This window comes from Adlercreutzia sp. CNCM I-6215 (assembly GCF_977072315.1).
Genome location: NZ_CDRVMA010000001.1, coordinates 23,279 through 49,136 on the forward strand (window position 1 = coordinate 23,279; position 25,858 = coordinate 49,136).

Annotated in this window: 22 protein-coding genes; 15 read left to right on the forward strand and 7 right to left on the reverse strand. The window is 63.9% G+C overall.

The window, feature by feature from the left end:
- Positions 1 to 125: 125 nt before the first annotated feature.
- Positions 126 to 1,514, forward strand: a complete 1,389-nt coding sequence (locus ACW4LP_RS00100) for an MFS transporter (RefSeq protein WP_455803353.1) — start codon at positions 126 to 128, stop codon at positions 1,512 to 1,514.
- Between the two features lie 199 nt (positions 1,515 to 1,713).
- Positions 1,714 to 2,523 (forward strand): DUF4013 domain-containing protein, encoded by an 810-nt coding sequence (locus tag ACW4LP_RS00105; protein WP_302404995.1) that lies wholly within the window; start codon positions 1,714 to 1,716, stop codon positions 2,521 to 2,523.
- A 4-nt stretch (positions 2,524 to 2,527) separates the two neighbouring features.
- On the opposite strand, the gene ACW4LP_RS00110 is transcribed toward ACW4LP_RS00105, so the two are convergent.
- The gene (locus tag ACW4LP_RS00110; RefSeq protein ID WP_302404994.1) at positions 2,528 to 3,304 is read right to left on the reverse strand and encodes a DnaJ domain-containing protein; all 777 of its coding nucleotides are present in this window, start codon (positions 3,302 to 3,304) and stop codon (positions 2,528 to 2,530) included.
- 9 nt (positions 3,305 to 3,313) lie between these two features.
- A complete protein-coding gene (locus ACW4LP_RS00115; RefSeq protein WP_157012715.1) occupies positions 3,314 to 4,528 on the reverse strand; it encodes a putative ABC transporter permease in 1,215 nt (404 codons plus the stop codon).
- Between the two features lie 112 nt (positions 4,529 to 4,640).
- On the opposite strand from ACW4LP_RS00115, the gene ACW4LP_RS00120 reads away from it, so the two are divergent.
- The 5 genes from ACW4LP_RS00120 (at position 4,641) to ACW4LP_RS00140 (ending at position 9,819) form a co-directional block, all read left to right on the forward strand.
- Positions 4,641 to 5,057: a hypothetical protein gene (locus ACW4LP_RS00120; RefSeq protein WP_161127903.1), complete on the forward strand. Its 417-nt coding sequence runs from the start codon at positions 4,641 to 4,643 to the stop codon at positions 5,055 to 5,057.
- Between the two features lie 91 nt (positions 5,058 to 5,148).
- Positions 5,149 to 6,447, forward strand: coding sequence for a hypothetical protein (locus ACW4LP_RS00125; protein WP_161127902.1), 1,299 nt, complete (start codon positions 5,149 to 5,151; stop codon positions 6,445 to 6,447).
- Positions 6,448 to 6,621: 174 nt separating this feature from the next.
- Positions 6,622 to 7,641 carry an acyl-CoA dehydratase activase-related protein gene (locus ACW4LP_RS00130; RefSeq protein ID WP_237974463.1) on the forward strand — a complete coding sequence of 340 codons (1,020 nt, stop codon included), beginning with the start codon at positions 6,622 to 6,624 and terminating at the stop codon, positions 7,639 to 7,641.
- Positions 7,634 to 8,833, forward strand: a complete 1,200-nt coding sequence (locus ACW4LP_RS00135) for a hypothetical protein (protein WP_232325713.1) — start codon at positions 7,634 to 7,636, stop codon at positions 8,831 to 8,833. The genes ACW4LP_RS00130 and ACW4LP_RS00135 overlap by 8 nt, the downstream gene beginning before the upstream one ends.
- Positions 8,830 to 9,819, forward strand: a complete 990-nt coding sequence (locus tag ACW4LP_RS00140; protein ID WP_157012711.1) for an acyl-CoA dehydratase activase — start codon at positions 8,830 to 8,832, stop codon at positions 9,817 to 9,819. The genes ACW4LP_RS00135 and ACW4LP_RS00140 overlap by 4 nt, the downstream gene beginning before the upstream one ends.
- A 92-nt stretch (positions 9,820 to 9,911) precedes the next feature.
- Here the strand turns inward: ACW4LP_RS00140 and dmsD are convergent, their stop codons facing one another.
- The 5 genes from dmsD to ACW4LP_RS00165 form a co-directional block, all read right to left on the reverse strand.
- On the reverse strand, positions 9,912 to 10,580 hold the full coding sequence (gene dmsD / locus ACW4LP_RS00145; RefSeq protein ID WP_231699571.1) for a Tat proofreading chaperone DmsD: 669 nt from the start codon (positions 10,578 to 10,580) through the stop codon (positions 9,912 to 9,914).
- A gap of 36 nt (positions 10,581 to 10,616) precedes the next feature.
- Positions 10,617 to 11,471 (reverse strand): dimethyl sulfoxide reductase anchor subunit family protein, encoded by an 855-nt coding sequence (locus tag ACW4LP_RS00150; RefSeq protein WP_022739165.1) that lies wholly within the window; start codon positions 11,469 to 11,471, stop codon positions 10,617 to 10,619.
- A complete protein-coding gene (locus ACW4LP_RS00155; RefSeq protein ID WP_022739168.1) occupies positions 11,468 to 12,097 on the reverse strand; it encodes a 4Fe-4S dicluster domain-containing protein in 630 nt (209 codons plus the stop codon). The genes ACW4LP_RS00150 and ACW4LP_RS00155 overlap by 4 nt, the downstream gene beginning before the upstream one ends.
- Before the next feature lie 114 nt (positions 12,098 to 12,211).
- Positions 12,212 to 12,844, reverse strand: a complete 633-nt coding sequence (locus ACW4LP_RS00160; RefSeq protein WP_022739171.1) for a DMSO/selenate family reductase complex B subunit — start codon at positions 12,842 to 12,844, stop codon at positions 12,212 to 12,214.
- A gap of 13 nt (positions 12,845 to 12,857) precedes the next feature.
- A complete protein-coding gene (locus tag ACW4LP_RS00165; RefSeq protein WP_302223595.1) occupies positions 12,858 to 15,284 on the reverse strand; it encodes a DMSO/selenate family reductase complex A subunit in 2,427 nt (808 codons plus the stop codon).
- Between the two features lie 205 nt (positions 15,285 to 15,489).
- Between ACW4LP_RS00165 and ACW4LP_RS00170 the strand changes: the two genes are divergently transcribed.
- The 8 genes from ACW4LP_RS00170 (at position 15,490) to ACW4LP_RS00205 (ending at position 25,854) form a co-directional block, all read left to right on the forward strand.
- Positions 15,490 to 17,166 (forward strand): LuxR family transcriptional regulator, encoded by a 1,677-nt coding sequence (locus ACW4LP_RS00170; RefSeq protein ID WP_022739179.1) that lies wholly within the window; start codon positions 15,490 to 15,492, stop codon positions 17,164 to 17,166.
- A gap of 139 nt (positions 17,167 to 17,305) precedes the next feature.
- Positions 17,306 to 19,279, forward strand: a complete 1,974-nt coding sequence (locus ACW4LP_RS00175; protein WP_455803354.1) for an MDR family MFS transporter — start codon at positions 17,306 to 17,308, stop codon at positions 19,277 to 19,279.
- Positions 19,280 to 19,474: 195 nt separating this feature from the next.
- Complete coding sequence (locus tag ACW4LP_RS00180) at positions 19,475 to 20,152, forward strand: hypothetical protein (protein ID WP_114548966.1); 678 nt, start codon at positions 19,475 to 19,477, stop codon at positions 20,150 to 20,152.
- A gap of 63 nt (positions 20,153 to 20,215) precedes the next feature.
- Complete coding sequence (locus ACW4LP_RS00185) at positions 20,216 to 22,927, forward strand: molybdopterin-containing oxidoreductase family protein (protein WP_157012708.1); 2,712 nt, start codon at positions 20,216 to 20,218, stop codon at positions 22,925 to 22,927.
- Entirely contained in the window at positions 22,917 to 23,543 is a 627-nt protein-coding gene (locus ACW4LP_RS00190) for a 4Fe-4S dicluster domain-containing protein (protein WP_022739203.1), read from the forward strand. The genes ACW4LP_RS00185 and ACW4LP_RS00190 overlap by 11 nt, the downstream gene beginning before the upstream one ends.
- Before the next feature lie 9 nt (positions 23,544 to 23,552).
- Positions 23,553 to 24,365 (forward strand): DmsC/YnfH family molybdoenzyme membrane anchor subunit, encoded by an 813-nt coding sequence (locus tag ACW4LP_RS00195; RefSeq protein WP_022739206.1) that lies wholly within the window; start codon positions 23,553 to 23,555, stop codon positions 24,363 to 24,365.
- A 65-nt stretch (positions 24,366 to 24,430) separates the two neighbouring features.
- Positions 24,431 to 25,231: a TorD/DmsD family molecular chaperone gene (locus ACW4LP_RS00200; protein ID WP_157012707.1), complete on the forward strand. Its 801-nt coding sequence runs from the start codon at positions 24,431 to 24,433 to the stop codon at positions 25,229 to 25,231.
- Positions 25,228 to 25,854: a 4Fe-4S dicluster domain-containing protein gene (locus ACW4LP_RS00205; RefSeq protein ID WP_022739212.1), complete on the forward strand. Its 627-nt coding sequence runs from the start codon at positions 25,228 to 25,230 to the stop codon at positions 25,852 to 25,854. The genes ACW4LP_RS00200 and ACW4LP_RS00205 overlap by 4 nt, the downstream gene beginning before the upstream one ends.
- Positions 25,855 to 25,858: the final 4 nt, after the last annotated feature.

Sequence of the window (25,858 nt, forward strand, 5' to 3'; positions counted from 1 at the left end):
GCGCCGGGCTTGTGGGCGCGTCCAAGGGGGCCTTCGGTTTCTTGGAGCCGCCCCTTCCGTCACCTGCGGCGCCGTGCTACTCTAGGCAGTACGACGTGACTACGGGACGATGAAGGAGGTGGAACGTGGCGGCGGTCAGTCCGGGGGTCTACAAGAAAGTGCTGAGCGTGCGCGAGGCGTACCCCTTCGATATCGCGTGTTTGCTCATGCGCTTTTTCGGCAGCATGCTGAATATCGGCGTGGTCACGATGATCACGCTGTCGGGTTACTCTTTTCTCACGGCAGGGCTGTCCTCCTCGCTCATTGCGTTGTCCATCTTCGTGGTGACGCCTCGGGTGTCGAAGCGCATCGACGAGCGCGGCCAGTCGGCCGTGGTGCCCAAGGCCGCGGCCGTGTCGCTTCTGGGCCTTGTTGTTCTGATTGCGAACGTGGCGCTGCACGGGCCGGTATGGCCCCTGTTCGTAGGGGCGCTGCTGGTGGGGTTCTTCCCAAGCCCCCAGGCCATGGCCCGCGCCCGGTGGACCTACCTCATCCGCTCTGGCCGTTTGGGCGAGGCGGCCCCCGATTTGCGTACGATGTTCTCCTACGAGAGCGTGCTGGACGACATGGCGTTCATCTTCAGCCCGTCCATCTCCATCGCGCTCGCTGCCGCCATCGCCCCGGTGGCGGGCATGGTGTGCGGCGGTGTCGCCTTTGCCGTCGGGGTTGTGCTTTTGTGCACGGCCAAGAGCACCGAGCCGCATCCCGGTTGGTCGCAGGCTGGGGCTGCGGGGAACGATGCCGATATCGTCGATGTCGCTGATGCCGCCGATGCCGTCGCCGATGTGGCGGGAGACGGTGCGGCCGCTTCGAAGGGCGCGCTCGCCGAGGGGGCGGCTGCCGTCGCTTCGGCAGCCTCCGTGCCTTCGAAGAGCCTGCTTGCCACCTCCGAGGCGGTGCGCGTGCTGTTCGTGATCTACGCCTTCGCCGGGTCGTTCCTCGGCCTGTTCGATACGGCCACAGTGTCGCTTTCCGAGGACTTGAACAGCCCCGATTTCGCCGGTGCGGTCCTTATGGCCTCGGGGGCGGTGTCCATGACGGCGGGCTTTCTGTTCGGCATGGTGCGTCTGCGGGCGCCTCTGCCCAAGCAGCTCGTGGTGGCCGCCTGCGCCGTCGGCCTGTCCTTCGGCACCATGTTCCTTATCGATTCGGCGCCCACGCTGATGGTGGTGGCGCTGCTGGGCGCGTGCACCTACGCGCCTCTGCTCATCGTGGCCAACGGCGTTTGCGAGCGCGCCGTGCCCGACGCGCGCCTCACCGAGGCCATCACGTGGCTCAATGCTGGCTATACCTGCGGGGCCGCCTTCGGGCCCACCGTGGCCGGCGCCCTCATTGACACCTTCGGCACCATGGCCTCCTTCAAGGTGGGCACGCTTCTGTGCTTGGGGATGCCCATTACTGCCATTCTCTGCTATCGCGTGGTGAAGGCGAGCATCCTTCCTGTCTACACGGTGGTGGAGAAGCGCGAGATGTAGAAGTCTGCTCTTCAGGGACTCCTTCAAGCTTGCTTAATTCTTGCGGAATTAGGTGACAATTTTCCCACTGATTCGGTGTCAAAAGGGGAATGGTGTCACAATAGCCCCAACGCCATTCGAGTCGGAGTGCCTCTGGTTTGCGCCGCGCTTTGGCCGCCGCAAGGTGCAGGCGTTTCGACTCCGGAAAGAGGAGGTTCCCATGGATCCGATGAACTACACGCCCCCGACCCAGCCCGCGCCCGCCTACGCCACCAGCTGCCTGAAGGCCGCCTGGGAAGACGTGAAGGCGACGCCGAACTACGTGAGCCGGCTGTTGGTGCTCGGCCTCATCATGTGCGTGCCGATTCTGAACTTCGTCGTGGCCGGCTACCTTCTGTTCTGGTCCCGCGAGGTGCCCTTCGGCGGCCGCAGCCTCTTGCCCCAAAAAATCGTGACGGGCAAGAACTTCGAATACGGCTTCTACGCCTTCGTACTGACGCTGGTGGTGGGCCTGATTGGCGGCATCATCGGCGGCATCTTCGGCTGGATTCCCTTCATCGGCTGGGTTGTCTCCATCGCCGTTTCCCTCGCCACCTATGTGGCCGGCATCATCATGCAGATGCGCATGATCATGGGGCAGAGCCTGGGCGATGGCTTCAACGTGAAGGACATCTGGGAGAAGGCGCGCCGCAACTGGGGCCAGCTGTTCGCGGTGACGCTCATCCCCATGGCCATTGTCATCGGCATCTCGCTCGTGCTGAGCATCGTGGTGTTCTCGATCATGTTCCTCTGCATCATGGGTGCCGCGCCCACGATCGCCGCCATCGGCGGTGCGGCCGATCCCTCCTTCGCGCAGATCATGTCGCTCATCGCCGCCCTGGCCGGCCCGATGATTTTCTGCACGCTCATCCTGTACGTGGTGCTGTCGGTGGCGGAAACCTTCGCCGAGGCCGTGGCCATCCGCGGCGTGGCCCACTGGGTCGCCCGCTACGCCCCCGAGTGGACGACGCTCGACGTTCCGCGCTACTAATAAACTACAGGCAGAACAGGAACGGTTGGCAGAGGGCCGGCCCGCACATGAGGCAGCAGCACAGCGAGCTCGGGTCCACGCAGCCGCCGAAGCCGCGGCTCTCGCTTTCCTGCTGGTAGGTGCGGGCGCGGGCGCCGATGACGGCCTCGGCCTGGCGGTAGTCGCCGTTGGTGGGATCGGCCTTGCGGGCGGTGCGGATCTGGTCCACGGCGGCCACGGTGTTGCCGGCGCCGTAGTTGGCCAGCGCCGCCAGATAGTGCCAGCGGGCCGTGCGCTCCTTGATGGGCAGGGCCGCGAGCACCGTGAGGGCCGCTTTGTAGTTGCCGCCGTCGATGAACAGCACCGCTTGGCGCAGCTCGGCCGAATCGGTGGTCGATACCTCCGGCCGCGGCACCGAGGAGGCCTGGTTCCAGGTGTTGAACAAGTCCTCCCAGTTGATTTCCACCCACTGGTACTGGTACCCGCCGCCGGGCGCCGAGCCGCCGCCGTAGGGATTGCCAGGGCCGGAGCTGCCGAAGGGATTGCCGCCCGGCGTGCCGTAGCCGGTGTAGGTGGGGTTGTAGGGCGACCGGTAGCGCCGGGCATCCTCGCGGGCGTACTTCTCCGGGTTCGTGATGCGGTCGTAGGCCTCGTTGATCTTCTTCAGGCGCTCCTCGGCCTCGGGGTCGTCCGGGTTCAAATCCGGGTGGTTCTCCCGCGCCTTCTTGCGATAGGCCTTCTTTATCTCGTCGGACGTGGCCGTGCGGGGAACGCCGAGGATGTCGTACGGGTCTTCAGTCACGAAAATCTCCTAGGATGAGCGATGGGCGGCATCGGGGTGGATGCTCATCGATTCGAAGCGGTTTTCCATCCACTGGTTGTCGAACTGCTCGGCGCAGAACTGCTCGAGCGCGTTGTCGGGCGCTGCGCCTGCCAAGCGCGAGTACCAGCAGTCGAGGGCCACGAGCGTCATGGCGCCGTCGAAGATCATGAGCGCCGCGCACAGCGCCGTAATCGAGTAGCGCCAGCGCCACGGGATGAGGTTCACCGTGTGCAAAAGTGCCGGCAGGGCCAGCTTCACCCACACCACGCCAAGGGCCCCCCACATGCACATGAACATGAAGTTGGTGCGACCGTTGATGTTGAGAAAGGTGCCGGTATAGTCCCAGGCGATGGCGCCGAAGGCGTATTCCATGAACCAGCTGACGAAGTACTCAAAGGCGCCCCCGATGACGGCGCTAACGAGGAACACCACGGGGATGGGCGCGTTGTGGAAGCGGTTGAGCGCCAGCGTCATGAGCACGGCGCCGAAGCCGTAAATGGGGGAGAAGGGCCCCCACAGAAGGCCGGCGCGATCCTCGTAGTGGCCGAAGTCGACCACGAGCACGTGGTAGATGGACTCGATGACCACCCCGGCCACCGAGGCGATGACGAAGATCCAGAACAGGTTGAAGAAGTCCAGCTCGATATAGCCGCGGCCGGTCTTGTCCAGACCGAGGGTGCCGTCCTCGGCCTCCTCGCGCGTTTGCATGAGTCGCAGCCGCCGCTGCAGCTCGCGCTCGCCGGACAGCGACGGGTCCACCCAGACGTGGGCCGCGATGAGGATGAGGGCGCAGGCGCCGAGGAACCACAGGCCCGGGTTCACGCCGAACAGCAGCAGATCGGCGGAGAAGGCGACGACGAGCCCTATAGCCACGGCCTCGGCGATGAGGCGGGCGCGCCGGCGGTTGCCGCGCAGGAGGCGGAAGCCGAGAACACCGGAGGCCAGGGCGCAGAAGCAGGCGGACAGCGCGAGCGTGACGTACAGGATGATGGTGAGCAGCGAGTCGTCGGTGTAGGTCTTCTCGACGAAGATGGTTCCCATTTGGGCGAGCGTGTGGATCACTTCGGGCACGACGGCCACGCCCCCGGCCATGAGCAGGGCGCCGAACACGCGAAGCGCCAGGGGAGTGCGCTCGCTTTTGCTGCCGTCTCCGATGCCGGGCGAGGGCTGCAAGGGGGTTTGTTGAAGAACCGTCGGATCCATGGGCCTATGGTATCATGACCCCCATCTTCAGGCGGCAAGCCCACAACAAGCCCGCAAGCTTGAGGGGCGTCCGTCACATTGCCCGCAGGGCAGCAGGCTGAAAGGAGCGCTGGTGGCAGTCGAACAGACAAGCACCATTTCATGGTATCTGCGCATGTTCTCGTACCTGCTGATGATTTGCGGCCTGTTCGGACTCGCCGTGGGCGGCGTGGTGATCTACGGGGCTCTTGCCGACGGGGCGGGCGCTACGACGGGGCTTCCGCTTTCTGCCTTTGTGCTGGGCATTGCCGCTGCGGTGGCCAACGGCATTACCATTGCGGCGGGGGTTCTCGGGCGCGCGGCCTCGCGCAACCCGGGGCGCGTGGCGGCCCTGCGCAGCCTCGCTTTGGCCGGCGTGGTCGCCTCGGTGTTCGGGTTGGGACTGTGCTATGCCACGGGCGGTCAGCTTCCCACGTCGCTCATCTTCAACCTGTTGCTCATGGCGATTTGCGTCGTCATCGCCGGCAACCTGGGGAAATCTGTCCAATAGTTCTTTCGCTGCTCTAGCCGACATCGAGTCAAATACAGTATACTGCGAGGCTAAGGCCGCATAATGGCGGTCTGCTTTCTCAGGAGGAATTATGACTGAACTCGATCCGCGCAGCGCCTCTCCGGCCGATTCCGCCCCCGACGAGGGTCTTTCCCCCCGCGCGGCCGCCGAGGCCAAGAAGGCCGCCGCCGCGAAAGCCGCCGCTGCGGCGTTCATCCAGAGTGCCGGGGACGATTACGGCAACGTCGAGGCCGCTCAGCCCCGCGACGTGAAGAAGGGCCAGCGCACGGCCGTCATCGTTGGTCTTATCATCTGCGTGCTCGTAGCCGCCGGCGTGCTCACCTATCTGTTCACCTCCGGCTTCTTCAACAAGCAGCCGGTCGCCGAGGAGACCCAGCGGGTGCCGCTGTCCGACGCCCGCGTCATCGCCGCCTTCGACGAGGTGGCCATGGACGCGCCGGACATCTCGCAGTACGCCTATGTCTCCCAAGACGCGCTCATCGGCCCGAAGTTCAGCGACATCGTGCTGAACGAGCCCACGAACTTGGGCACGCCGGGCAACCAGATCGTCACCTGCGAGGCCACTGCCACGGCCACCTTCAAGAACAAGGGCGTCGAGATCAACGTGCCCGTGACGCTGCCCTTCGAGTACTCCGATGCCGGCGAGACGTGGGTTCCCGGCGACTTGGTGGTGGGAGAGGCGGCGGCGGTGCCTTTGGCCAGCGCCAACGCCAACGACATCTTGGCCAATCTGAACGACATCCTCGCGACCAACGACCCCACCTACGGGGAGGCCATGGTTGATGCGTCCATCGTGAAGACCACCTCCGATCTCACCATCGACGGCGGCCCTATCACCGTGGATCTTTCGAAGACCGTGGAAAGCGAGGCCGACGGCGTGAAGACGAGCGAGCTGCGCACCTCCACGGTGACGCTGAACGTGGCCTGGTCCAACACCGAGGGCTGGCTTGTCACGGTGGCCGATGCGGGGCAGATCGACACGCAGACGAACCAGATTCCCGTCGCTCCGGCCGAGGGCACGGATTCGCCGGCATCGGTCGATCCCGCCAACACCGAGCCCGAGAACATCGGCAACGTCAAGTTCGGAGACTCGGTGTCGCTGTCGGGGACACTTCAGGCGGTGGAAGACGCTGCGGGCCTTTCCTCCGGCAACAACTACACCAATAAGGGCACGACGGACAACGCCAACGGCAGCGTGCAGCTGGTGCTGAAGCTCACCCGGCCGCTCGACATGAATCTGAACGGCACCCAGTACCGGCTGACCACCATCGCCGTGGCCACCTCGGGCCTCGACGACAACGGCAAGAGCCTCATTGGCCGCAAGGCCGATGTGAAGGGTCCCCTGGAGGAGTCGTTCGCCACGTCCTAGTCGCCGGCGGGCGTGAAGGCCCTCGAGATCCACGTGGAATAGCGGACAGCATTTCGAAATGTGCAGACAGCGCCCCTTGGACGAAGGTTCAAGGGGCGCTGTGCTATGATTGCCGGTACTGCTTATTCGCGCCGGGCCGCTCGGCCGGCGCCTCGATACCTGAGGAGGTTGCCCGTGCCCCAAACGACAGATTGGGCCGATGTGCAGGTGGTGGGCATTCCCCGCGCGCTTCTGTTCTATCGCTTCGGCGTGCTGTGGACCACGTTCTTCGAATCCATCGGGCGCACCGTGGTGGTGAGCGACCCGACGGACAAGGCCATCGCCGATGGGGGCGATCGTCTTTCCGTGGACGAGTGCTGCCTGGCCTCGAAGGTGTTCATCGGGCACGTGGAAAGCCTTGCGGGCCGCTGCGACGCCGTCTTCGTGCCCTGCTATCCGACGAGCGACCACCGCAGCGGGTTCTGCACGAAGTTCCAGTCGGCCACCGATATGGTGCGCAACACCTTCCGCGACGACAAGCTGCGCGTCATCTCCTGCGAGGTGCAAAATGCCCGGAAGGCGAAGGACGTGCGCCGCGCCTTCTGCGACATGGCCGCCCGCATGGGCGTCGCGCCCAAGGACGCCCGCGCTGCCTTCAAGGCCGCCTGGGACGCCCAGCGCGCCCACGACGAGGCGCTGGCCACCGCCCAGGAGCGCACGCTGCGCCGCCTGGTCGACGAGCGCCGGGCCGCCGATGCCGCCGCCGCGGCCGGCGACGATGCGGTCGCGCGCCCGCTTGGCATCCTCGTGGTGGCCCACCCCTACATTTCCCACGATCCGTACCTCTCCGGCGCGGTCATCGATTCGCTCGAGGAGATGGGCGCCACGGTCGTCTACGCCGACGCCATGGATCACGAGCGCGCCTACAAGAAGAGCTTCGAGTTCTCCGGCACCATGCCGTGGCTCATCAACCGCGAGCTCATAGGCTCTATCCTCCTGGCGCAGGATGACATCGACGGCATCGTGCTCATCAGCGCCTTCCCCTGCGGCCCCGACTCCATGACCGACGACGCCATCATGCGCTGCATCCAGGGCACGCCGATTCTGAACCTGATGATCGATGCGCAGTCCGGCACCGCCGGCGTGGAGACTCGCGTAGAGAGCTTCGTCGACATCCTGCGCTTCCAGCAGAAGGGAGGCTATGTCCATGAGTAAGCCCCAGGCCCTCATCGAGCAGGTGCGCTCCTCGGTGGCTGTTGAGCTGGAGCGGCGCCATGCCCCGACGCTTCTGGCCGACCGCAAGGCCGCCAAAGCCGCCAAGCACAAGGCCAAGCACCATAAGTACACCAAGGCGGCGTTCTTCCGCTACTGCTACTACGATCCGGCGTTCAAGTTCTTCTGCGAGCAGGTGCTCGACGTGGACTACCTGCCCCTGCCCGAGGCCACCCGCGCCGCCAGCGAGGTGGGCGTCCAGAACTCGAGCGATTACGTGTGCACGCCTTTCAAGCACATCCTGGGCGATTTCGCCGAGGCGCTCGATTTGGGCGCCGACATCCTCATCCAGTTCGGCGGCCCGTGCCGGCTGGGCTATTACGGCGAGCTGCAGGAGTCCATCTTGCGGGACATGGGCTACGAGTTCATCATGATGAACTTTGCCCGGGGCATCGAACTGGGGTACATCGGCTGGGCCAAGGAAGTGCTGAAGACGGTGAACCCGAACATCGACGTTCCCCACGGCGTGGTGAAGCTGAAGGCCGTGGCGAAGATGATCGAGCACTTGGACTCCCTGCGCGACTTCTACCTGGCCAACGCCGGTTTCGAGATGGAGCGCGGGGCCTTCGACGCCGCCTGGGTGTCGGCGATGGACGCCATGCGCACCTGCCTGGACGAGCGCGACATCAATGAGGCGTACCGCGAGGCCATGGCCGCCTTCCGCGCCATTCCGCTGGACAAGCCCGCCGATCCCATCCGCATCGGCATCGTCGGCGAGATGTTTACGGCCATCGACGAGCGCAGCAACCTAGGGCTCGACCACAAGCTCGTCGCCATGGGCGTGGAAGTGCACCGCATGTTGAACTTCACGAACCGCTACCTTCGCTACAACGAGCCGAACCTGCGCGTGGGGGCGAAAGACTACCTGACCTATGACATGGGGCCCACCTCCACGCTCACCGTGGCGGCGGCGAAGAAGTACGCTGCGGGGGGCTTCGACGGCCTCATCCACGCGAAGAGCGCCGGGTGCACGCCGGAGATCGACTGCATCCCCGTGCTGCAGAAGGTGAGCGAGGACTACTCGGTGCCCGTGCTGTACCTTACCTACGACTCCCAGACCTCCGACACCGGCCTGGACACGCGCCTCGAGGCGTTCTACGACATGCTTTCCATGAAGAAGGAGAAGAGCAAATGACAAAGGGTTATCTCGGCATCGACATCGGCTCCATTTCCACGAAGGGCGTGATCATCGACGAGAACCGCGCCATCATCGCGCGTTCGTATTTGTGGACCGAGGGCAACCCGACCGAGGCGTCGAAGAATGTCGTGCGCGAGCTGGAGCGCCAGGTGGAAGGCGCGGGGGTGGATATCGTCGGCGCTGGCACGACGGGCAGCGCGCGGCGTCTCGTGGGGGCCATGCTGGGGGCTTCCGTGATCAAGAACGAGATCACCGCCCATGCCGTGGGCACCACCCATCTGCACCCGGACGTGCGCACCATTCTGGAGATCGGCGGCCAGGATTCCAAGATCATCTGCGTGTCCGACGGCATCGCGGTGGACTACGCCATGAACACCTTGTGCGCCGCGGGCACCGGCTCGTTTCTGTCGTCGCAGGCGCACCGCTTGGGCGTGGAGGTAGAGGAGTTCGGCGACATCGCGCTCACTTCCACCAAGCCGGCCAACATCGCCGCCCGCTGCACCGTGTTCGCCGAGAGCGATCTCGTGCACAAGATCCAGGTGGGCTACGCGCGCGAGGACATCATCGCCGGCTTGTGCAACGCTGTGGCGTCGAACTACCTGAACAACGTGGGCAAGGGCAAGAAGATCGCCGCGCCCGTGGTGTTCCAGGGCGGCGTTTCCAAGAACGCTGGGGTGGTGCACGCCTTCGAGGAGCAGCTGGGGATGCCCGTGGCGGTGGATCCGGACGGGCACCTCATGGGCGCTTTCGGCGTGGCGCTGCTTGCCGCCGATGCCGGCCCTATTACGGGAGCCGAGTCGGGTCCGTTCGTAAGCGGCACCTTCGACTTCGAGGCGATGCTCGACTTCGACTTCAAGACCCGCGAGATCGAATGCCAGAAGTGCGCCAACCACTGCGAGGTCATCTGCGTCTACCGCGACAGGGACATCATCGACTCCTGGGGCAACCGCTGTGACAAGGGCGCCGTGAAGACCACAGCGTAGGGACTCTTTCGCCGTGGTGCAGGAGATTTTGTTGATGGCATGGGGCTGCTTTGGCGGCCCCTTTTTCGTACGGCAACATTACCCGTCGACGCTTAGCGATAAAAGCGAGGTTCGATCACGACAAGCGACAGCTCGTCCTGCGCTCCCTTCAGCGTGGCTTTGGTGAGAAGGGCGAGCCCTTTATAGAAAGGATGCTCGGCGCAGACTTCCAGAAGGCCCAGATAATGGGGGGCCCAAGGGAGAAGATGCTCAGACAAGTACTCTTCTACCAGCTCGGGGCGTTCTTCAGTCAAAGTGGCGAGCAGCGAGAGCATAAGGCCGATATGGTCGTCAGGCATGCGGTCGTCTGCGAGGCGAGCGATGCCGTGTTGGCGCATCCAGCTCCGCAGACGCAGTGTGCTTTCCCCGAAGATGACTTGCTCCCGGTCGGTATAGACGGAGCCCCAAGGCGGCGCCGGTTTTTGCGCAGGGCCGATGAACAGTCTTCGGTACTCGTCCACAAGCTTGTCTTCGGCGCAGAAAGCCCCGTCGGCTTCGGTGGCGCGGCTCGCTTTCAGCCCCGCAACGATAAGATCGAGGCCTTCTTGCGCCTCGGTTTTGTCGGCCAAAGGCCATTCTGCCGTAGCCTCGTCGGCGTTAAGCAAGCTCAATGCTTCGAAAAGCGCTCCTGCGCTACCAGTGCGTGGATCCTGCAGAAACAGGGGAGATAGTGTGGCGCCTGCAAATGACAGGCTGTTCAGGACATCTACGGATGGGGTCAAGGAAAGCCTCCTGAGCAAGTCAGTGATTTCGGCGGGCTAGAATCCGACGGTCATATGCAGATTGTAGAACACAATGCGTGTTGCAAAGACGGCGGCGAAGGCGAGGATGGCGGCGGCGATACGCAGGATGAGGCGCGCACACTCGGTTGCTCGGGGTCGCAGGGCCCAGCCGTCGAGGAGGAGCGCGCCAGCCCCGACAAGGGCGAAGATGCCGATGACAAGGGGGTAGCCCGGCGCAAGCGAGGCTGCGGATATCTCATTGTTGGCGATTGAGGCCAGATAGGCGTTCTGGGCGAGCATGGAGACGACGCCGGCAGCAAGGCTCGCCGCCCCCAGGCCCACAAGGAGAAAACTCCATCGTGATAGGGGTACTTTCGCAGCGGCAAGAAACAGCTGGCTTAGCACGGTCCCCTCGAATAAGCCCGTGAGCAAAAGGTTCGCCGGTGAATAAGGTGTGTTCCAGGTGGGCACGGTGCGCACGGCGTAGGCTTGGGAGGTGCACGCTAGCAGGGCGATTCCTGCAAGGCAAGCGACGAGCAGCCATGGCTTCGCAGCAGCATCGGGAAAGTTCACCTTGAAGGCGACCATCCAATAGGATCCAGCCAGGAATAAGAACATCACGGCGGCCAGCACCTCGTTGGAAAGCGGAGAGGTTCCCACGCCTGAGAACACGTGAAGCGCGTTGGCCGGCGTACCCAGATGCGTTGCCGAGGCGATGAAGCCAACGAGCGCAACGGCGAAAGGCAGCGCGATCATGCGGTCGATGCGAACCGCGCGCTCGTGGTCGATAGCAAATAGGCGCGCCAGAGCCATGATGATGAAAGCTACGACGCCTGCAGGGGCCAAGGCGGTGAACAGCGCAAGGGAAAGATTGTCGAGGCCGCTTGTCATAAGCCGATTTCCTTGCGGTTGACCAGCGCGCCCTTGCGACCTTGGGCAGCAGCGGGGCAGGGCCGGATGAATAAATTGGGCCCGGTCTCCGTTTCCGAAGGCAAAGGAAGGATGTCGCCGCGCACCTCGTCCCACCATTCGGCATGGCGCTCGAAGATGTCGCCCTTCTCCCCGAAATCCAAGGCGCGCAAGGGGCAGGCCTCCACGCAGATAGGGGCCTGCCCCGCGGCCAGACGCTCGCGGCAGCCATCGCACTTGCTCGAGCGCTTGAGCTCTTTATCGATGACGGGCGCATGGTAGGGGCAGGCCATGGTACAGTAGCCGCAACCGATGCATTTGGTGATGTCGGGCCAGATAAGCCCCGTCTCATCGCGATGCATGGCCCCTGTGGGGCATACCTGGGTGCAGGCGGGGCTGGCGCAATGGTTGCAGGCCAGAGAAATGTGATAGGCGAAGGCGTCTTGGGAAACGGTTCCGTCCTCTGCTACGTTCCAGTCGCCGCCCTCGTAGTCGAGCACGCGGCGAAATCCTTCGTCGGGCCCATGGTCGTGGTAGTCCTTGCAGGCCATGACGCAGGTCCTGCATCCAGTGCAGCGCGCGTTATCGAAGAAAAATCCCTTCGGCATGGTCTCCAAGTCCCTTCAAACGGCGTAGATCGGGCGAATCCGTGCTACGCCTCAATCATATCGGAAGCGCGCCGCCGCCTATGAGGGAGGGGTCGCGGCGGCCCTGAATGCTCCTTAGGCGTTTTCCACTTCCTTCGGATTCGCGATGGCGCCGGTGGTGTCACCGCAGTCTTTGGCGGCCGGGCAGGCCAGAATGGCCACAGAGGGCTTCGTCGCATCCGGAGGAGCCATGGGGGCAATGCCGTCCACGGTGCCGGGGTGCGCCGCTCGCAGCTTTTCGATGTCCCCGAACTCGAGGGCCCGAAGCGGACAGGCGTCCACGCAGATCGGCATCTTGCCCTCGGCCACGCGGGAGGCGCAGCCGTCGCATTTCGCGGATTTCATGGTCTCGGTGTCCACTACGGGCACCTCGTAGGGACAGCTTTTCACGCAAGTGCCGCAGCCAATGCACTTCTCCTCGTCGCGGGACACGAGCCCGGTATCGGCATCCTTTTCCAAGGCGCCTTGGGGGCAATTGGCCACGCAGGCCGGCATTGCACAGTGGTTGCAGGCCATGGACACGTGGTAGGCCCAGCTCGTCGGCTCAAAGGTACCGTCACCGTTGTCTTTCCAATCGCCACCCTCGTAGTCGAACACGCGGCGGAAAGCGTAGTTGGCGGGCAGGTCGTTGTAGTCTTTGCAGGCCATCTCGCAGGTGCGGCAGCCGGTGCAGCGGGTGCTGTCGAAATAGAATCCGTACTGAGTCATCTTCGTACCTCCCTTAGGCCTTCGCAATCTGGACGATCATGGAGTGAGTGCCGTTGCCCTTGGCCATCGGCGTTGGTTTGTACTGCGTGAGCGTGTTCACGCAGCCGCCCTCGTCCACCTTGTCGCCATTCATGTTGGCCTTGTGCCAGGCGCCCTGCGGAATCATTACAGTTCCGGGGATGACGCGGGGCGTCACCTTCGCCTCGATGCGAATCTCGCCAACCGGACTTGTCACGGCAATCAGGTCGCCGTCTTCAATTGAGCGGCTCTCGGCATCAGCGGGGTTTACCCACAGCTGCTGACGGGCCACGGCTTCAAGCTCGGGGATGAAGCCGAACGATGAATGGGTGCGGCTCTTGTGATGGAAACCGCAGCAGTAGAGGGGGAATTCCTCGGTGACGGAACCGTATCCGTGAAATCCTGCTTGGAAGACGGGGATGGGGTAAATTACCTCGCCCTCTTCAAGATCCCAGGTACGTGACATCTCGTCCAGCGCTTCGGAGAAGATCTCGATTTTTCCGGAGGGGGTGCCCAGTGGGTTGGCGGAGGGATCGTTGCGGAACGCCTCGAAGGCGATGTAGGGTTCAACGGGTCGCTTGTATACGCCCTGCTCGAGCATTTCCTCCCAGGTCGGCATGGAGCCATCTTCTTCGGCCCCCTGCTCATAGAGGAACTTTACCCATTCGTCATGAGTGCGGCCTTCGGTGAACGCATCACGCACGCCGAACTTATCGGCAATGTCGGCCATGACGTCATAGCTCGAGCGACACTCGCCGGGTGCTTCTTGAGCGGGAGTACCCAGAACTACGCCCGCGTACCATTCGGTGTATCCCTGGGTCTGCAGGTTCATTTGTTCTGAGCGCATGGCATCGGGCAGCAGAATGTCAGCGTATTTCGCCGAGTCGGTCATGACCGTGTCCCAGACGAGGATGAACTCGCATTTCGATTCGTCGACGAGAATCTCATGGGTCATGTTGATATCGCCATGCTGGTTGGTCAGACAGTTGCCGGCGTAGTTCCAGATGAACTTGATATCGGTACCAAGTTCATCGCCTCCGACAAGACCGGAATTTGTGGCGGTCATGGTATGGCCGTGATCCACGGCGTTAACCCACTGATAAGCGGGAATGGAAAGCGTGACGGGGTTTTCGCCTGCTGGCAAGCCGGGAACGAGACTTGTGAGCGCCATGGATTCACGCTCCCCGTTGTTGGTGCCCGGAAGTCCCCACTTGCCTAGGAGGAGCGGCAGCATGTAAATAGAGCGGCAGGCGTCCTCGCCATTTGTGTGGCGCTGGGGGCCCCATCCCTGGGTGATGAAGGGTGCCTTAGCAGCAGCGATGGTGTTGGCTAGTTCGCGGATGCTGGAGGCAGGAATCTGAGTGATGGGGGCGGCCCACTCGGGCGTCTTCTCCACCATGTCCCAGCCAGTGCCCATAATGTAATCCTTGTAGGATTTGTTCTGACCTTTGGCGGATTCGGGCATGGTGTCCTCGTCGTAGCCGAGGCAGTAAGTATCGAGGGATTCCTTGTCCACTTTGCCTTCGACGATCCATTCATGAGCGATGGCCGCGCAGAGGGCCGCGTCGGTACCAGGGCGAATGGGAAGCCATTCGTCAGGGTGGCCGGAGACCGTCTCGTTCATGCGCGGGTCGATAGAGATAATTTTGCCGCCGCGGTTCTGAATGGCTTCGCGAAGGCGGGCGAAATCCCATGAGGCATTGGCACCGCCCATGCGAGTTTCGGCGGGGCTGTTGCCGAACATGACGATGAGATCAGAATGCTCGGTTGCCTCAGTCAGAGAAGAGCCGTCGAGCGACGTACCGTACATGTAGGGCGCGACGGCCTCGATCATGTGGGCCGAATAGTCATAGGAACGGTTTAGGTAGCCGCCGAGCAGGTTGAGCAATCGGGCGGTGGGGTTGCCTGTTTTCGAGTACATGCCTGTGGCATAGTTGACGTAGATGGCCTCATTGCCATAGGTGTCGATGACGCGTTTCAGCTCGCTGGCGATGGTGTCGATAGCCTCGTCCCAGGTAATCTGCTCGAACTTTCCTTCGCCGCGTTTGCCCGCACGCTTCATGGGGTACAGCAGACGGTCGGGGCTGTTGAGCCAGCGTCGCATGGAGCGGCCGCGTAGACAGGCGCGGGCCTGCAAGTCGGTATCTCCTGTGTTATCGGTCTCCATGTAGAGCACTTTGCCATCGCGGGAGTGCCACTGGAAGACGCAGTTGCCGCCGCAGTTGACGTTGCACTGACTCCAGTGGATCTCGTCGGGCGCAGTCTCCTCTCCGGTGGCGGCCATGGGCTCCTCCCCGGCTCCGGTGCCAGATTGGGGTGCGCATCCGAAGAGTGCGGTACCCGCGGCTCCCGTGGCAGCCAGGCCCGCGAGCGAGCCTTTGACGAAGGTGCGGCGCGACAGGGTGGATTGGGTTTCAGTCATAGTCCCTCCTCTAGTTGAATTGCCTTCTCGCCGCTTTCAAAAGTACCGGAAAAGGGGAAGTGCCGAATCACACGACAAGTGTGATTTAAGGACAAAGCCCCAGTTCGCGCGTTTTCGGGTGATACCGAAGTGCGGTCATTTGCCTAACAGGCGCGTCCTCCTATGCTACCATGCGTGCCACCGAGATAAGAGAGGAGGTCAAGCTATGGCGACCGAGAGTGCCAGCGCAATCGGCCATGCGTCAAGTTGGGGCTATGCTTGTTTCCTCACGGTGAATGCCACCTCGGTATGGGGCGGCATCTTCCCGTTTCTTCCCCTTGAGTTTCAGACGGTGGAAGTGACTCTCACGTTCTTTTTGACTCAGGCTGTGGCTTTTGGCGGCGCCTTCCTGGCGAGTATGCTGGGATCGTATTTCTTTCCCTACGGTGCTCGGCGCATGCTCGTCTCGCTTTCCGCTGTCCTGCTATTCCTTGGGTCGGCCTGTCTGATTACGGCCATGTACGTGGCATCGGCTGCCATTGCATTTGTGGGAGCTGGCGGGGTGCTTCTCGGAATCGGGTGCGCCGGCATGTTCATGCTCTGGCAGCGGTATTTTGCTTCCCTCGATGCGAGAACCGGCAATTTCCGCCTTATTGTGGGCACGGCTATCGCTCCCTTCATCTACCTTGCCCTGTATTTAGTGCCCATTGCGCTAACGGCTTTTCTCGTCCCCCTGATCTTCGTGCCTCTGTGCGGTCTGTGCGTGGCACTTTCGGTGCGCGAGATGAACTTCGAGCAGCCCATGTTCGAGGACGTCCCGCGTCAGCACCCGCGCGTCTACCGTCAAGTGGTGGCCGACTATTGGCGCAGTGCTTTATGCGTGGGGTCGCTTGCTCTGGTAGCCGGCGTCATTCGCGGAATCGCTCTGCTACATGAGGAAATTAGCTCGCTTGTCAACAGCGCGTCCATGCTTGGTTCGTTTATTGCGGCTGCGGTGCTTTTAGTCCTGTGGCACCGCATGAGCTTTCGCTTCGGCCTCATCTCTGTGTTCCGCGTGGTATATCCGCTGCTCACGCTGGGATTTCTTCTCATGCCGTTTTGTGGCTTGGTGTATCTGAACGCCTTCGCGGCGGTCGCCTACATGGTCTTTTCCCTTGTGCAGATGCTCATGATGATGCAGTGCGCCCAGGTCTCCCGCGATCGTGGTATCAATCCTGTGTTCATCTACGGGTTCTTTGGGGCTATCGTCTATATTTTGCAAAGCGTCGGCTTCCTTTTTGGCTGGGCGAGCGAATTGACGGTGCCCGCGGGCTCCCAGTGGTTGTATTTCGTGGCGCTTATCTCTAGCTGCGGACTGGGGATCACGCTCCTGGTCTCTACGGGAACCCTTTTCAGGCCGATGGTGTCGAAAGGCACCGTAACCGCCGACCCCATCGAGTTCTATTCTCTTGCCGCCGTGCCCGCCGTGTCAGTGGGGAGAGGAAGCGGCTCGGTCTTTGGCGAGGATACTCGAAAGGCGAACTGCGGCTTAGGAGCGGAACTGGGCAGAGCGTCAGCGGAGTCTTTGGAGGATGGCGATTCCCGCGTAAGATCTACTGCCGACGATAAACCGGCCACGCCAGCCAAACGTCGTCGACGTCGGCCTTCGGCTTCGGAGGACGCCGGTGCCATTCGCGACCGGCTTTCCAAGCAGTGCCTGGTACTGCAGGAACGCCACGGTCTTTCCATGCGCGAGACAGAGGTGATGGAGCTCATCGCCCGCGGCAACTCCATGGCGGCCATCGCCGAGCGGCTTGTTATCAGCGAGAATACTGTGCGTACTCACGCTAAGCATATTTACACCAAATTGGACATTCATCGCCGCCAAGAGCTTCTCGATATGCTGCGCGAATTGGGGGATTAGCCATCTTTGCAGTATTGCAAAGATGGCAGGAGCCTCCTCGCCGCTTACCGAGCGGCCTCTTTTCTTTTTCCGCTGAACCCATAGCATCAGAACATTCACTTTTTTCACGGACGAGATGCGAGAGCGAGGTAGATGCGGAATGGCATTGGGTGTTGGAAGAAAAGAACTGGTGATGGTGGGCGTGCTTCTGGTGGGCGTGCTTTTGGCCGTGCTGAACCAGACGTTGTTGTCGCCGGCACTGCCGGCCATCATGGGCGACTTGCAAGTGGACGCCACCACGGTGCAGTGGCTGACGAGCGGCTATTCGCTGGTGGAAGCGGTCGTCATTCCGCTTTCGGCTTATCTTATCGGGCGCTTCTCCACGCGCCAGCTGTTCATCTCGGCTTTCGCGCTGTTCACGGCGGGCAGCTTGGCGGCAGCTGTGGCGCCGAGCTTCTGGGTGCTGCTGCTCGGTCGCGTGCTGCAGGCCGCCTGCACCGGCATGTCCATGCCCATGGTGTTCACGGTGATCCTGCTCGTGTTCCCCCGCGAGAAGCGCGGCACGGCCATGGGCGTCATCGGGCTCATCATTGGCTTTGCTCCGGCCGTGGGCCCTTCGGTGGCGGGCCTTTTGGTGGATTCGGTGGGCTGGCGGGCGCTGTTCGCTATCGTGACCGTGCTGTCGGTAGTGGTGATCGTGCTGGCTGTGGTGGTGCTGAGAAACTACGGCAACTTCGCGCGCGCCCCCTTTGACAAGCTTTCGGTGGTTCTGTCCACGGTAGGGCTCGTCTGCGTGCTGTATGGGCTGTCTACCTTCGCCTCCTCCGATAACATGGCGGTCACTGCGGGGCTCATCGCGGCGGGGTTGGTGCTGTGCGCCCTGTACGTGCGGCGCCAGCTGACATTGCCCGAGCCTATGCTGCAGGTGGGCATTCTGCGTACGCGCAAGTACGCCACAGCGGTCGTCATTATCGTCATCGTGCAGGCGGCGCTTATGGGCACGGGCGTCATCACGCCGCTCTACATTCAGGGCGTGCTTGGATTCTCCGCAACTATGTCGGGCGTGGCCATGCTGCCGGGCGCGCTTATCGGCGCGTTCATGGGTCTTGTGTCGGGGCGTCTGTTCGACCGTTTCGGCGTGCGCCGCGTGGTGATTCCTGGCGTTATCGTGGCGGTGCTGGGGGCGTCGGGCTTGGCGCGGCTGGGCATCGACAGCAGCTTCATCAACCTGACGATCACCTATACGGTGCTCGTGGTGGGCCTGCAGTTCACTATGACGCCGCTGAACACCTGGGGCGTGAACTCGCTCGACAACAGCGTCATCCAGCACGCTCAGGGTGTGTCAAATACGTTGAACCAGGTGGCGGCCTCCCTTGGCACGGCGGTGCTGGTGTCCATCTCGGCGCTGGCGCCTTCCGTGGCTCCCGACGCCGCCCCGCTCGAGCAGGCCTACCTCGGCGATCACATGGCCTTCATGACCACCTTCATTTTGATGGGCGTAGCGGCGCTCGTCATTCTGTTCTTTGTGCGCGACAAGGCGAAGATGCCCGGCGCTGCGGCCGTGACGGCGGCCGAGCGCGGTGCGGAGCCCGTGGACTACGCGGCCGGTTTCGACGGCGTGACCGTGGACGGCACCCTGGGTGAGTCATGGGATGCTGAGCGCACCTACACGGCAGCCGACGTGATGAACCGCGAGCCGGTGTGCGCGGCCGACACCGCTACCATGGCCGAGGTCATCCGCCTTATGGACGCCAACCAGACGAGCGGGCTTCCCGTGGTGAACGGCACTGGCGACTTGGTGGGCTTCGTGTCCGACGGCGACGTGGCGAGCTACCTCGGCAAGACCGAGATCGCGCTCGTCGATTCCACGCTGCTGAATGGCTACCGCTACATCGACGACGAGGACGCCGCCACGCGCCTGCGCGAGCTCATGGGCCTCAACGTCATGGCCGTGGCCACCCGCCGCGTGATCTCCGTAGAGGCCACGACGCCGGTGGACGAGGTGTGCGCCCTGTTCGCCGCCAAGCGCATCAAGAAGGTGCCGGTGGTGGAGAACGGCAAGCTCGTCGGCGCCCTGTCCCGCCGCAACATCATGCGCTCCCTGGTGGAGGCCATCGACCTTTTGGAGAAGTAGGTTCCCGGCGATAACCTCACCCACAATTTTCCGTCTGAACGGGCATCTCATAGGGCCATCACCAACCATGGGTGATGGCCCTTCTTGGAGCTATTTCACCAACGAGCTCCAGGTTTTTCATCAATTGCGGACGTTTCGGCCCCACGCCCCTTCTCGGTAGAGTGCTCCCATCGCCGAAGAGAGCGAGGAGAGACGATGGAGAACTACGAAGCGGTGCGCAAGGCCCTTCTGGCCAATCGCGCGAACACCTTGGCGCTGCTCGGCTGCCTGCGCGAGACCTTGGAGGAGAGGCCCTTCCGCGAGGCGGAAGACGCGCTTGCGGGGTCGCGGGCCATGGCCCTCACCACGCAGACGCCCCATGCGCTCTACGCCATGCTGTTGAAGTGCGGGGCGGTGGAGGCCATCGAGGTGTCTGAAGAGCAAGGCGCCCATGCTGGCAGCCTGCCCTCCGACGGCGCCGGGAGCGCCGACGCTGCCGATGCCGCGGGCGCCGATGGCGGCGCAGACGTCGCGGTGGCTGATTCCCCCGCCGCCGAACTTCCCGATCAGCCCGTGGACTATCTGCTGCATACCACTGAGGCGGGCCGCGCGGCCCTGGATGAGTTCGAGCCCGCCAAGCGTTTCAGCGAGCTTCTGGCCGCCGAGCCCGACGGCTACGGCGATGCCTACGGGCGCGTGCTCGCCCTCTGCGAGACGGGGGCCTCCAAGGCCGCCATAGAGGAGGCCCTGGCGGGACATCCGGCCCTGAGCTTCCCCAAGCAGATCTATCCCGGCTATTTCATCTCCAAGCTGGAGACCGTAGACGGTATCTCATGGGACGGTGCCTGGCGCACGACGGAAGCGGGCCAGCGCATGCGCGCACTGCTGGCCTAGCGCCGCCACGCCACCTGTTCCAGGGACATGCAAGCCAATCAAGAGGAAAGAAGGAGAAGGCTTATGAGTCGAGCCACTATGACGCGTCGCGGATTCCTGAAATCCACGGCGGCCATGGGAGCGGTGACGGCACTGGGCATCAGTGCGGCCGACAGCCTCACGGCAGTTGATCCGGCCCATGCCGACGAGGCGTCGGACGTGAAGATCATCAAGACGTCCTGCCGCGCGTGCATCGCCAGCTGCGCGGTGCTGGCCCATGTGCGGGACGGCCGCGTCGTGAAGATCGAGGGGAATCCGGAAAGCCCCATGTCCCAGGGCGGCGTGTGTGCCAAGGGCCTCGCCGGCATCCAGGCGCTCTATCACCCGAACCGCAACAAGTACCCCATGCGCCGCGTGGGCGAGCGCGGAAGCAACCAGTGGGAGCGCATCTCGTGGGAGGAGGCGCTCACCGAGGTCGCGACCAAGATCAACGAAGTGTCCGACAAGTACGGCTCCGAGGCCATCTCCGTTTCCACGGGCGGCGGCGGAAACCCGCACTTCTCGAACGTGAAGCGCTTCGGCGAGGCCATCAACACCCCCAACGTGTGGGAGCCGGGCTGCTCGCAGTGCTACCTGCCCCGCATGGGCGCCTCGCTTCTGGCCTACGGCGCCGGCAAGCCCAACAACCTGTCGTTCTCCGACTCCAACGGCTGGGACTACTACTACACCGACAGCCCGGTGACCTCGCTCGTGCTCTGGGGCACCGACCCGTCCAACTCCTCGGTGGCCACCGGCGGCCGCGCCCTGGCCGAGCTGCGCAATCGCCCGGAGGGCCTGCGCACCGTGGTCATCGACCCCCGCTACACCCTGGACGCCGCCAAGGCCGAGGTGTGGCTGCCCATCCGCCCCGGCACCGATGCGGCCCTCTTGCTCACCTGGACCCGCTGGATCCTCGAGAACGAGAAGTACGATGCGGAATTCTGCCGCACCTGGACGAACATGCCCTACCTCATCAACCCCGAGACGCGCCTCACGCTGAAGGCGACCGAGGCGGGCCTGCCCGGCACCGATGCCGACTACGTGGTATGGGATCCCGAGAAGAACGCCCCGGTGGTCGTGGAGTTCCCCATGAACGAGGGACTCTCCCCGGCGCTGTTCGGCACCTACGAAGTCAACGGCATGCAGTGCGCCACGGGCGGCCAGCTTCTGAAGGAGTCCTGCGAGGAGTGGACGCTTGAGAAGGGCGCTGAGATCTGCTGGCTCGATCCCGAGCAGATCGAGCGCGCCCTTGAGATCTACACCGACCCGAATGGCCAGTCCGGCATCATGCAGGGCGTGTGCATCGACCAGTATGTGCAGTCCCAGCAGTGCGCCCTGGGTGCCCTGAACCTCGAGTTCCTCATGGGCAATGTGGAGAAGCCCGGCACCATGCTGCAGAAGTTCGCGCCGGCCCCCTGCAAGGACCAGCTGGGCAACACGCCCCGCCTGCTCTCCAAGGAGAAGGTCATGAAGCGCTGCGGCACCATCGAGCACAAGGGCATCTTGTGCTGGGACATGGCGCACATCCCCTCGGTGTTCAAGGCCATGAAGGACGGCGACCCCTACCAGATCCACATGTGGATCGAGCGCTCCGGCAACAAGCACGTGGTGCTCGGCAACTCCTCCTGCCTCGATGAGATCGTGCCGAACCTCGACTACATCGTGCAGTGCTTCATGTACCCGACGGCGTTCTCGGTGCTCTGCGCCGACCTGCTTCTGCCCACCACCGAGTGGCTGGAGACGAACCTCACCATTCCGCAGCTGAACACCATCGTCATGCGCCAGGCGGTCACGCACTTGTTCGAGACCGTGGAAGAGGGCATCATCTGGACCCAGATCGTGCAGAAGTGCGCCGAGCTCGGCAACACCCACTGCCCCAAGGCCTTCGACGAGGTGGCCTGCATGACCACGCCGTTCTACAAGAACGAGTACGAAAAGCAGCTGCAGCATCTGAACAAGCTGGATATGACCTGGGACGAGGCCTGCGAGAAGGGCGTCATCGAGTGGGCCACGCCCGAGGAGTACCGCACCTACCAGACCTACCTCGCCGACGACGAGGAGAATCCCGGCAAGCCCAAGGGCTTCGGCACGCCGTCGAAGAAGCTGGAAGTGTACTGCGAGTCCAACATCATCTTGGGCCGCACCGGTGCCCCGTGGTCCCAGTGCGCCGAGGAGGCGCCGCTCGTGCTGCCGCCGGCCAGCGCCGACTACGAGCCTCTGTGCTACTACGTGGAGCCGGCCGAGTCGCCCCTGACCGACACCGAGTACCCGCTCGTGCTCACCGAGGGCCGACTGCCCATGTACCACCACGGCACCCTGCGCAACATTCCCTATCTGCGCGAGATCTACCCGGTGCCGGAGATGTGGATCCACCCCGAGGACGCCGAGAAGTACGGCATCGCCGACGGCCAGTGGGTGAACATCGAGAGCCGCCGCGGCAAGACCCACGGCAAGGCCCGCGTCACCACCGCCATCGCCAAGGGCGTCGTGTACCAGGAACGCTTCTGGGCTCCCGAGCTGCTGGATTCCGACGACCCGGCCCAGGCCTACAAGGTGATGAACATCAACGTGCTCACCAAGAACGACCCGCCCTACAACCCCGAGTACGGCACCTACACCCTGCGCGGCTTCCAGGTGAAGGTAAGTCCGAGCGACGACGAGATCCTGAAGAGCGTGTGGATCGAACCCGAGCAGTTCCAGCCCTGGATGCCCGCTCCCAGCGACAAGACCGAGGATGTGTTTGACTATGGCGCGTAATTGCATTGTTGTGAACCTGGACCGCTGCACCGGATGCTTCGGGTGCGAGGTGGCATGCAAGATGGAGAATGGCGTCGCCTTGGGCGAGCGCTGGTCGAAGGTGTTCACCGTGGGCCCGGTGGGGGAGTATCCCGACATGACCCGCTACGCGCTGCCGACCATGTGCCAGCAGTGCGAGAACGCCCCGTGCGTGTCGGTGTGCCCCACGGGCGCCAGCTACCGCGACGGGAACAACGTCGTGTTGGTGGACAAGGAGAAGTGCATCGGCTGCAAGTACTGCATGATGGCCTGCCCCTACGGCGTGCGCTCGTGGAACGCGGCTGAGAAGTGCGCCGAGAAGTGCACGCTGTGCGGGCATCTCACCTCCCAGGACAAGCTGCCTGCCTGCGTGAAGAGCTGCGCGGCCGGCGCCCGCTTCTATGGCGATTTGGACGACCCTGACTCCGACGCCTCCAAGGAGCTGGCCAAGTATTCCGAAGGCGACATCCACACCCTGCAGGACGTGGGCAACCACCCTGCGACCCGTTACATCATGACGAGCATGATCGGCCAATGGCAGGATCGCATCGCGCCGGCCGATCATCCGCATACGGCTGCCTACCCGGTGGCCGAGTAAGGAGCACCCATGGAAATTCAATGGTCCCTCGTTCTGTTCACCGCCCTGTCGGGGGCGGGGGCGTGGCTTGTCGCCTGCGCCGGCCTCGACGCCTTTAAGGGCCTGGCCAAGAAAACGGTTGTGCCGGCGGTCGTCACGGGCATCGTCCTCATCATCGTGGGCGGCATCGCCTCGGCGACCCATCTGTCCCACGTCGATCGCATCATGGCCGTGCTGGCGCACCCGGCTCCGGGCATTTTCCTGGAGGCCGTGCTCCTCGGCATCGACGTCGTGGTTGCCGTCGCGTTCCTCGTGCTGTATCGGCGCGGCGCCTCCGAAGGGGTGCTCAAGGGCCTCGGTGTCGTCGCCGTGGCCATGGCCGCCGTCTTCAGTTATGCGTGCGGTTCCTCCTACATGATGTCCTCGCAGCTGGCCTGGAACACTGTTGCGCTGCCCTTGGGCTACCTGGGCACGGCGCTCGCTGCGGGCACGGCCCTGTGGTACCTCCTGTGCGCCGCCCGTAGGGAAGAGGGCGCTGCCCTGTCCTTCGCGGCCACCGAGACGCTCGTCGGCGCGGCCGCGGCGTTGGTGACCTCCCTGGCCTACGGCCTTCTGGCCGGCATCGTGGGCGGGGACTCCGCGATCTTGTTCTGGGTCGGCGTCGTTGTCTGCGGCGGCGTTGTGCCCGCGGCCTGCGGCGTGGCCGGCATGAAGAAGACCGAGGGCGCGCTGTCTTTGGCCATCGTGGCCGTCGTCGGCGCGTTCATCGGGGCGGTCGCCTACCGCGTGCTCATGTGGACCGCGTCCATCGCGCTGATGTCGCTGTTCGGTGTGAGCATCTAGCCTCACTGTTCCCGCCGCCCGGTCTTCCCCTCCCGGCCGGGCGGCCCTTCCCAAGGAGTTGCCCTATGGACCAGACCAACCGCATCGCCCTCGACGGGGCTGCCATCCAGGAAATGCGCGAGGCCAATGAGACGCGCGCCGCCTTCTGCCGATTCCTTGCCAGCTTGTACCTGTACGAGCTCACCGACGAGCAGATCGAGGCATTCGCCCATATCGAGATTGCCGGCGATGGCACGGCCATCGACGAGGGGCTGCGCGCCATCAAGGAGTATCTTCGCCATCGCCACGGCGGCACCCGCCAGGAGCTGGCCGTCGACTACGCGCGCGTGTTCCTCGGCGCCGGCAGCTACGACCGCATTCTGGCGCCGCCCTACGAGTCGGTGTTCACGAGCGAGGAGCGCATCCTCATGCAGGATGCCCGCGACGGCGCGGTGACCTACTACCGGCGGGGCGGCCTCGATCTGCCTGCCGACAACACGACCCCCGAAGACCATCTCGGCTTCGAGCTGCAGTTCGCCGCAGTCCTCGCGGACCGCGCGAACGAGGCCCTTGACGGGGATGACGCGGTGTCGCTGGCGGACGCGGTGTCGCTGGCGGACGCGGTGTCGCTGGCCCGCAGCTTCTTCGTGCACCATCAGCAGAACTGGCTGCCGGCTCTGTGCGAGGCCGTGGACGAGTTCGCCGAGACCGATTTCTACCGCGGCGTCGCCCAGATGACGCGCGGGTACGTGGAGTCGGAGGCGGCCTTCTTCGACGAGGTCGCCGCGGCGCTCTCCCTCGGTGCCGCAGTGGATGAGATTCGCCCGGCCTGGGATGGCGCCTGCGAGGGCACTCCATCCGCCGCGGAAGGCGCGGTGGCGTCATGACCGCCATGACGCGCCGCAGCTTCGTCGGCCTGGCAGCGGTCTGCGCCGTGGGCGCGGGCGTGGGCGGGGCCGGCGTGGCCTTTGCGGGGGAGGGCGAGCTGTTGCGTCCGCCGGGCGGCCAGGACGAGCGCGCCCTTGCGGCCGCCTGCCTCAAGTGCGATCGCTGCCGCAGCGCTTGCCCCACGGGAGCAGTGGCCGTGGCCTCGGTGGGCGACGGCTTTCTGCGGGCGCGCACGCCGGTGCTCGACTTCCACAAGGGCTACTGCGATTTTTGCGGCAAGTGCATCGAGGTGTGCCCCACCGGCGCGCTGAGATCCTTCGACGAGACGGCCGAGAAGCTGGGCGTGGCGGTGGTGCAGAAGGACCGCTGCCTGTCCTATTTCCAGGGCTGCACGGTCTGCGAGGACTCCTGCGCCTTCGACGCGCTGGCCTTCGTCGACGGCCATCCGGTGGTGGACGGCGACGCGTGCAACGGCTGCGGCCAGTGCGAGTTCGAGTGCACGGCGCTCGTGTACGGGACCTTTGCCGGCGGTACGCGGCGGGGCATCGTGGTGGTGCCTCCCGAGGCAGCCGGCCAGCTCGGGCGCACGGTGGTGGAAGACGGCAGCGAGATGGGGGTGTAGGCCC

Coding starts and splice junctions, on each gene's coding strand:
- ACW4LP_RS00195 (WP_022739206.1), top strand. CDS start 23,553: ATGGAAATTCAATGGTCCCTCGTTCTGTTCACCGCCCTGTCGGGGGCG.
- ACW4LP_RS00150 (WP_022739165.1), bottom strand. CDS start 11,471: ATGACAAGCGGCCTCGACAATCTTTCCCTTGCGCTGTTCACCGCCTTG.
- ACW4LP_RS00175 (WP_455803354.1), top strand. CDS start 17,306: ATGGCATTGGGTGTTGGAAGAAAAGAACTGGTGATGGTGGGCGTGCTT.
- ACW4LP_RS00115 (WP_157012715.1), bottom strand. CDS start 4,528: ATGGATCCGACGGTTCTTCAACAAACCCCCTTGCAGCCCTCGCCCGGC.
- ACW4LP_RS00185 (WP_157012708.1), top strand. CDS start 20,216: ATGAGTCGAGCCACTATGACGCGTCGCGGATTCCTGAAATCCACGGCG.
- ACW4LP_RS00160 (WP_022739171.1), bottom strand. CDS start 12,844: ATGACTCAGTACGGATTCTATTTCGACAGCACCCGCTGCACCGGCTGC.
- ACW4LP_RS00105 (WP_302404995.1), top strand. CDS start 1,714: ATGGATCCGATGAACTACACGCCCCCGACCCAGCCCGCGCCCGCCTAC.
- ACW4LP_RS00165 (WP_302223595.1), bottom strand. CDS start 15,284: ATGACTGAAACCCAATCCACCCTGTCGCGCCGCACCTTCGTCAAAGGC.
- ACW4LP_RS00125 (WP_161127902.1), top strand. CDS start 5,149: ATGACTGAACTCGATCCGCGCAGCGCCTCTCCGGCCGATTCCGCCCCC.
- ACW4LP_RS00170 (WP_022739179.1), top strand. CDS start 15,490: ATGGCGACCGAGAGTGCCAGCGCAATCGGCCATGCGTCAAGTTGGGGC.
- ACW4LP_RS00205 (WP_022739212.1), top strand. CDS start 25,228: ATGACCGCCATGACGCGCCGCAGCTTCGTCGGCCTGGCAGCGGTCTGC.
- ACW4LP_RS00190 (WP_022739203.1), top strand. CDS start 22,917: ATGGCGCGTAATTGCATTGTTGTGAACCTGGACCGCTGCACCGGATGC.
- ACW4LP_RS00140 (WP_157012711.1), top strand. CDS start 8,830: ATGACAAAGGGTTATCTCGGCATCGACATCGGCTCCATTTCCACGAAG.
- ACW4LP_RS00135 (WP_232325713.1), top strand. CDS start 7,634: ATGAGTAAGCCCCAGGCCCTCATCGAGCAGGTGCGCTCCTCGGTGGCT.
- ACW4LP_RS00180 (WP_114548966.1), top strand. CDS start 19,475: ATGGAGAACTACGAAGCGGTGCGCAAGGCCCTTCTGGCCAATCGCGCG.
- ACW4LP_RS00200 (WP_157012707.1), top strand. CDS start 24,431: ATGGACCAGACCAACCGCATCGCCCTCGACGGGGCTGCCATCCAGGAA.
- ACW4LP_RS00155 (WP_022739168.1), bottom strand. CDS start 12,097: ATGCCGAAGGGATTTTTCTTCGATAACGCGCGCTGCACTGGATGCAGG.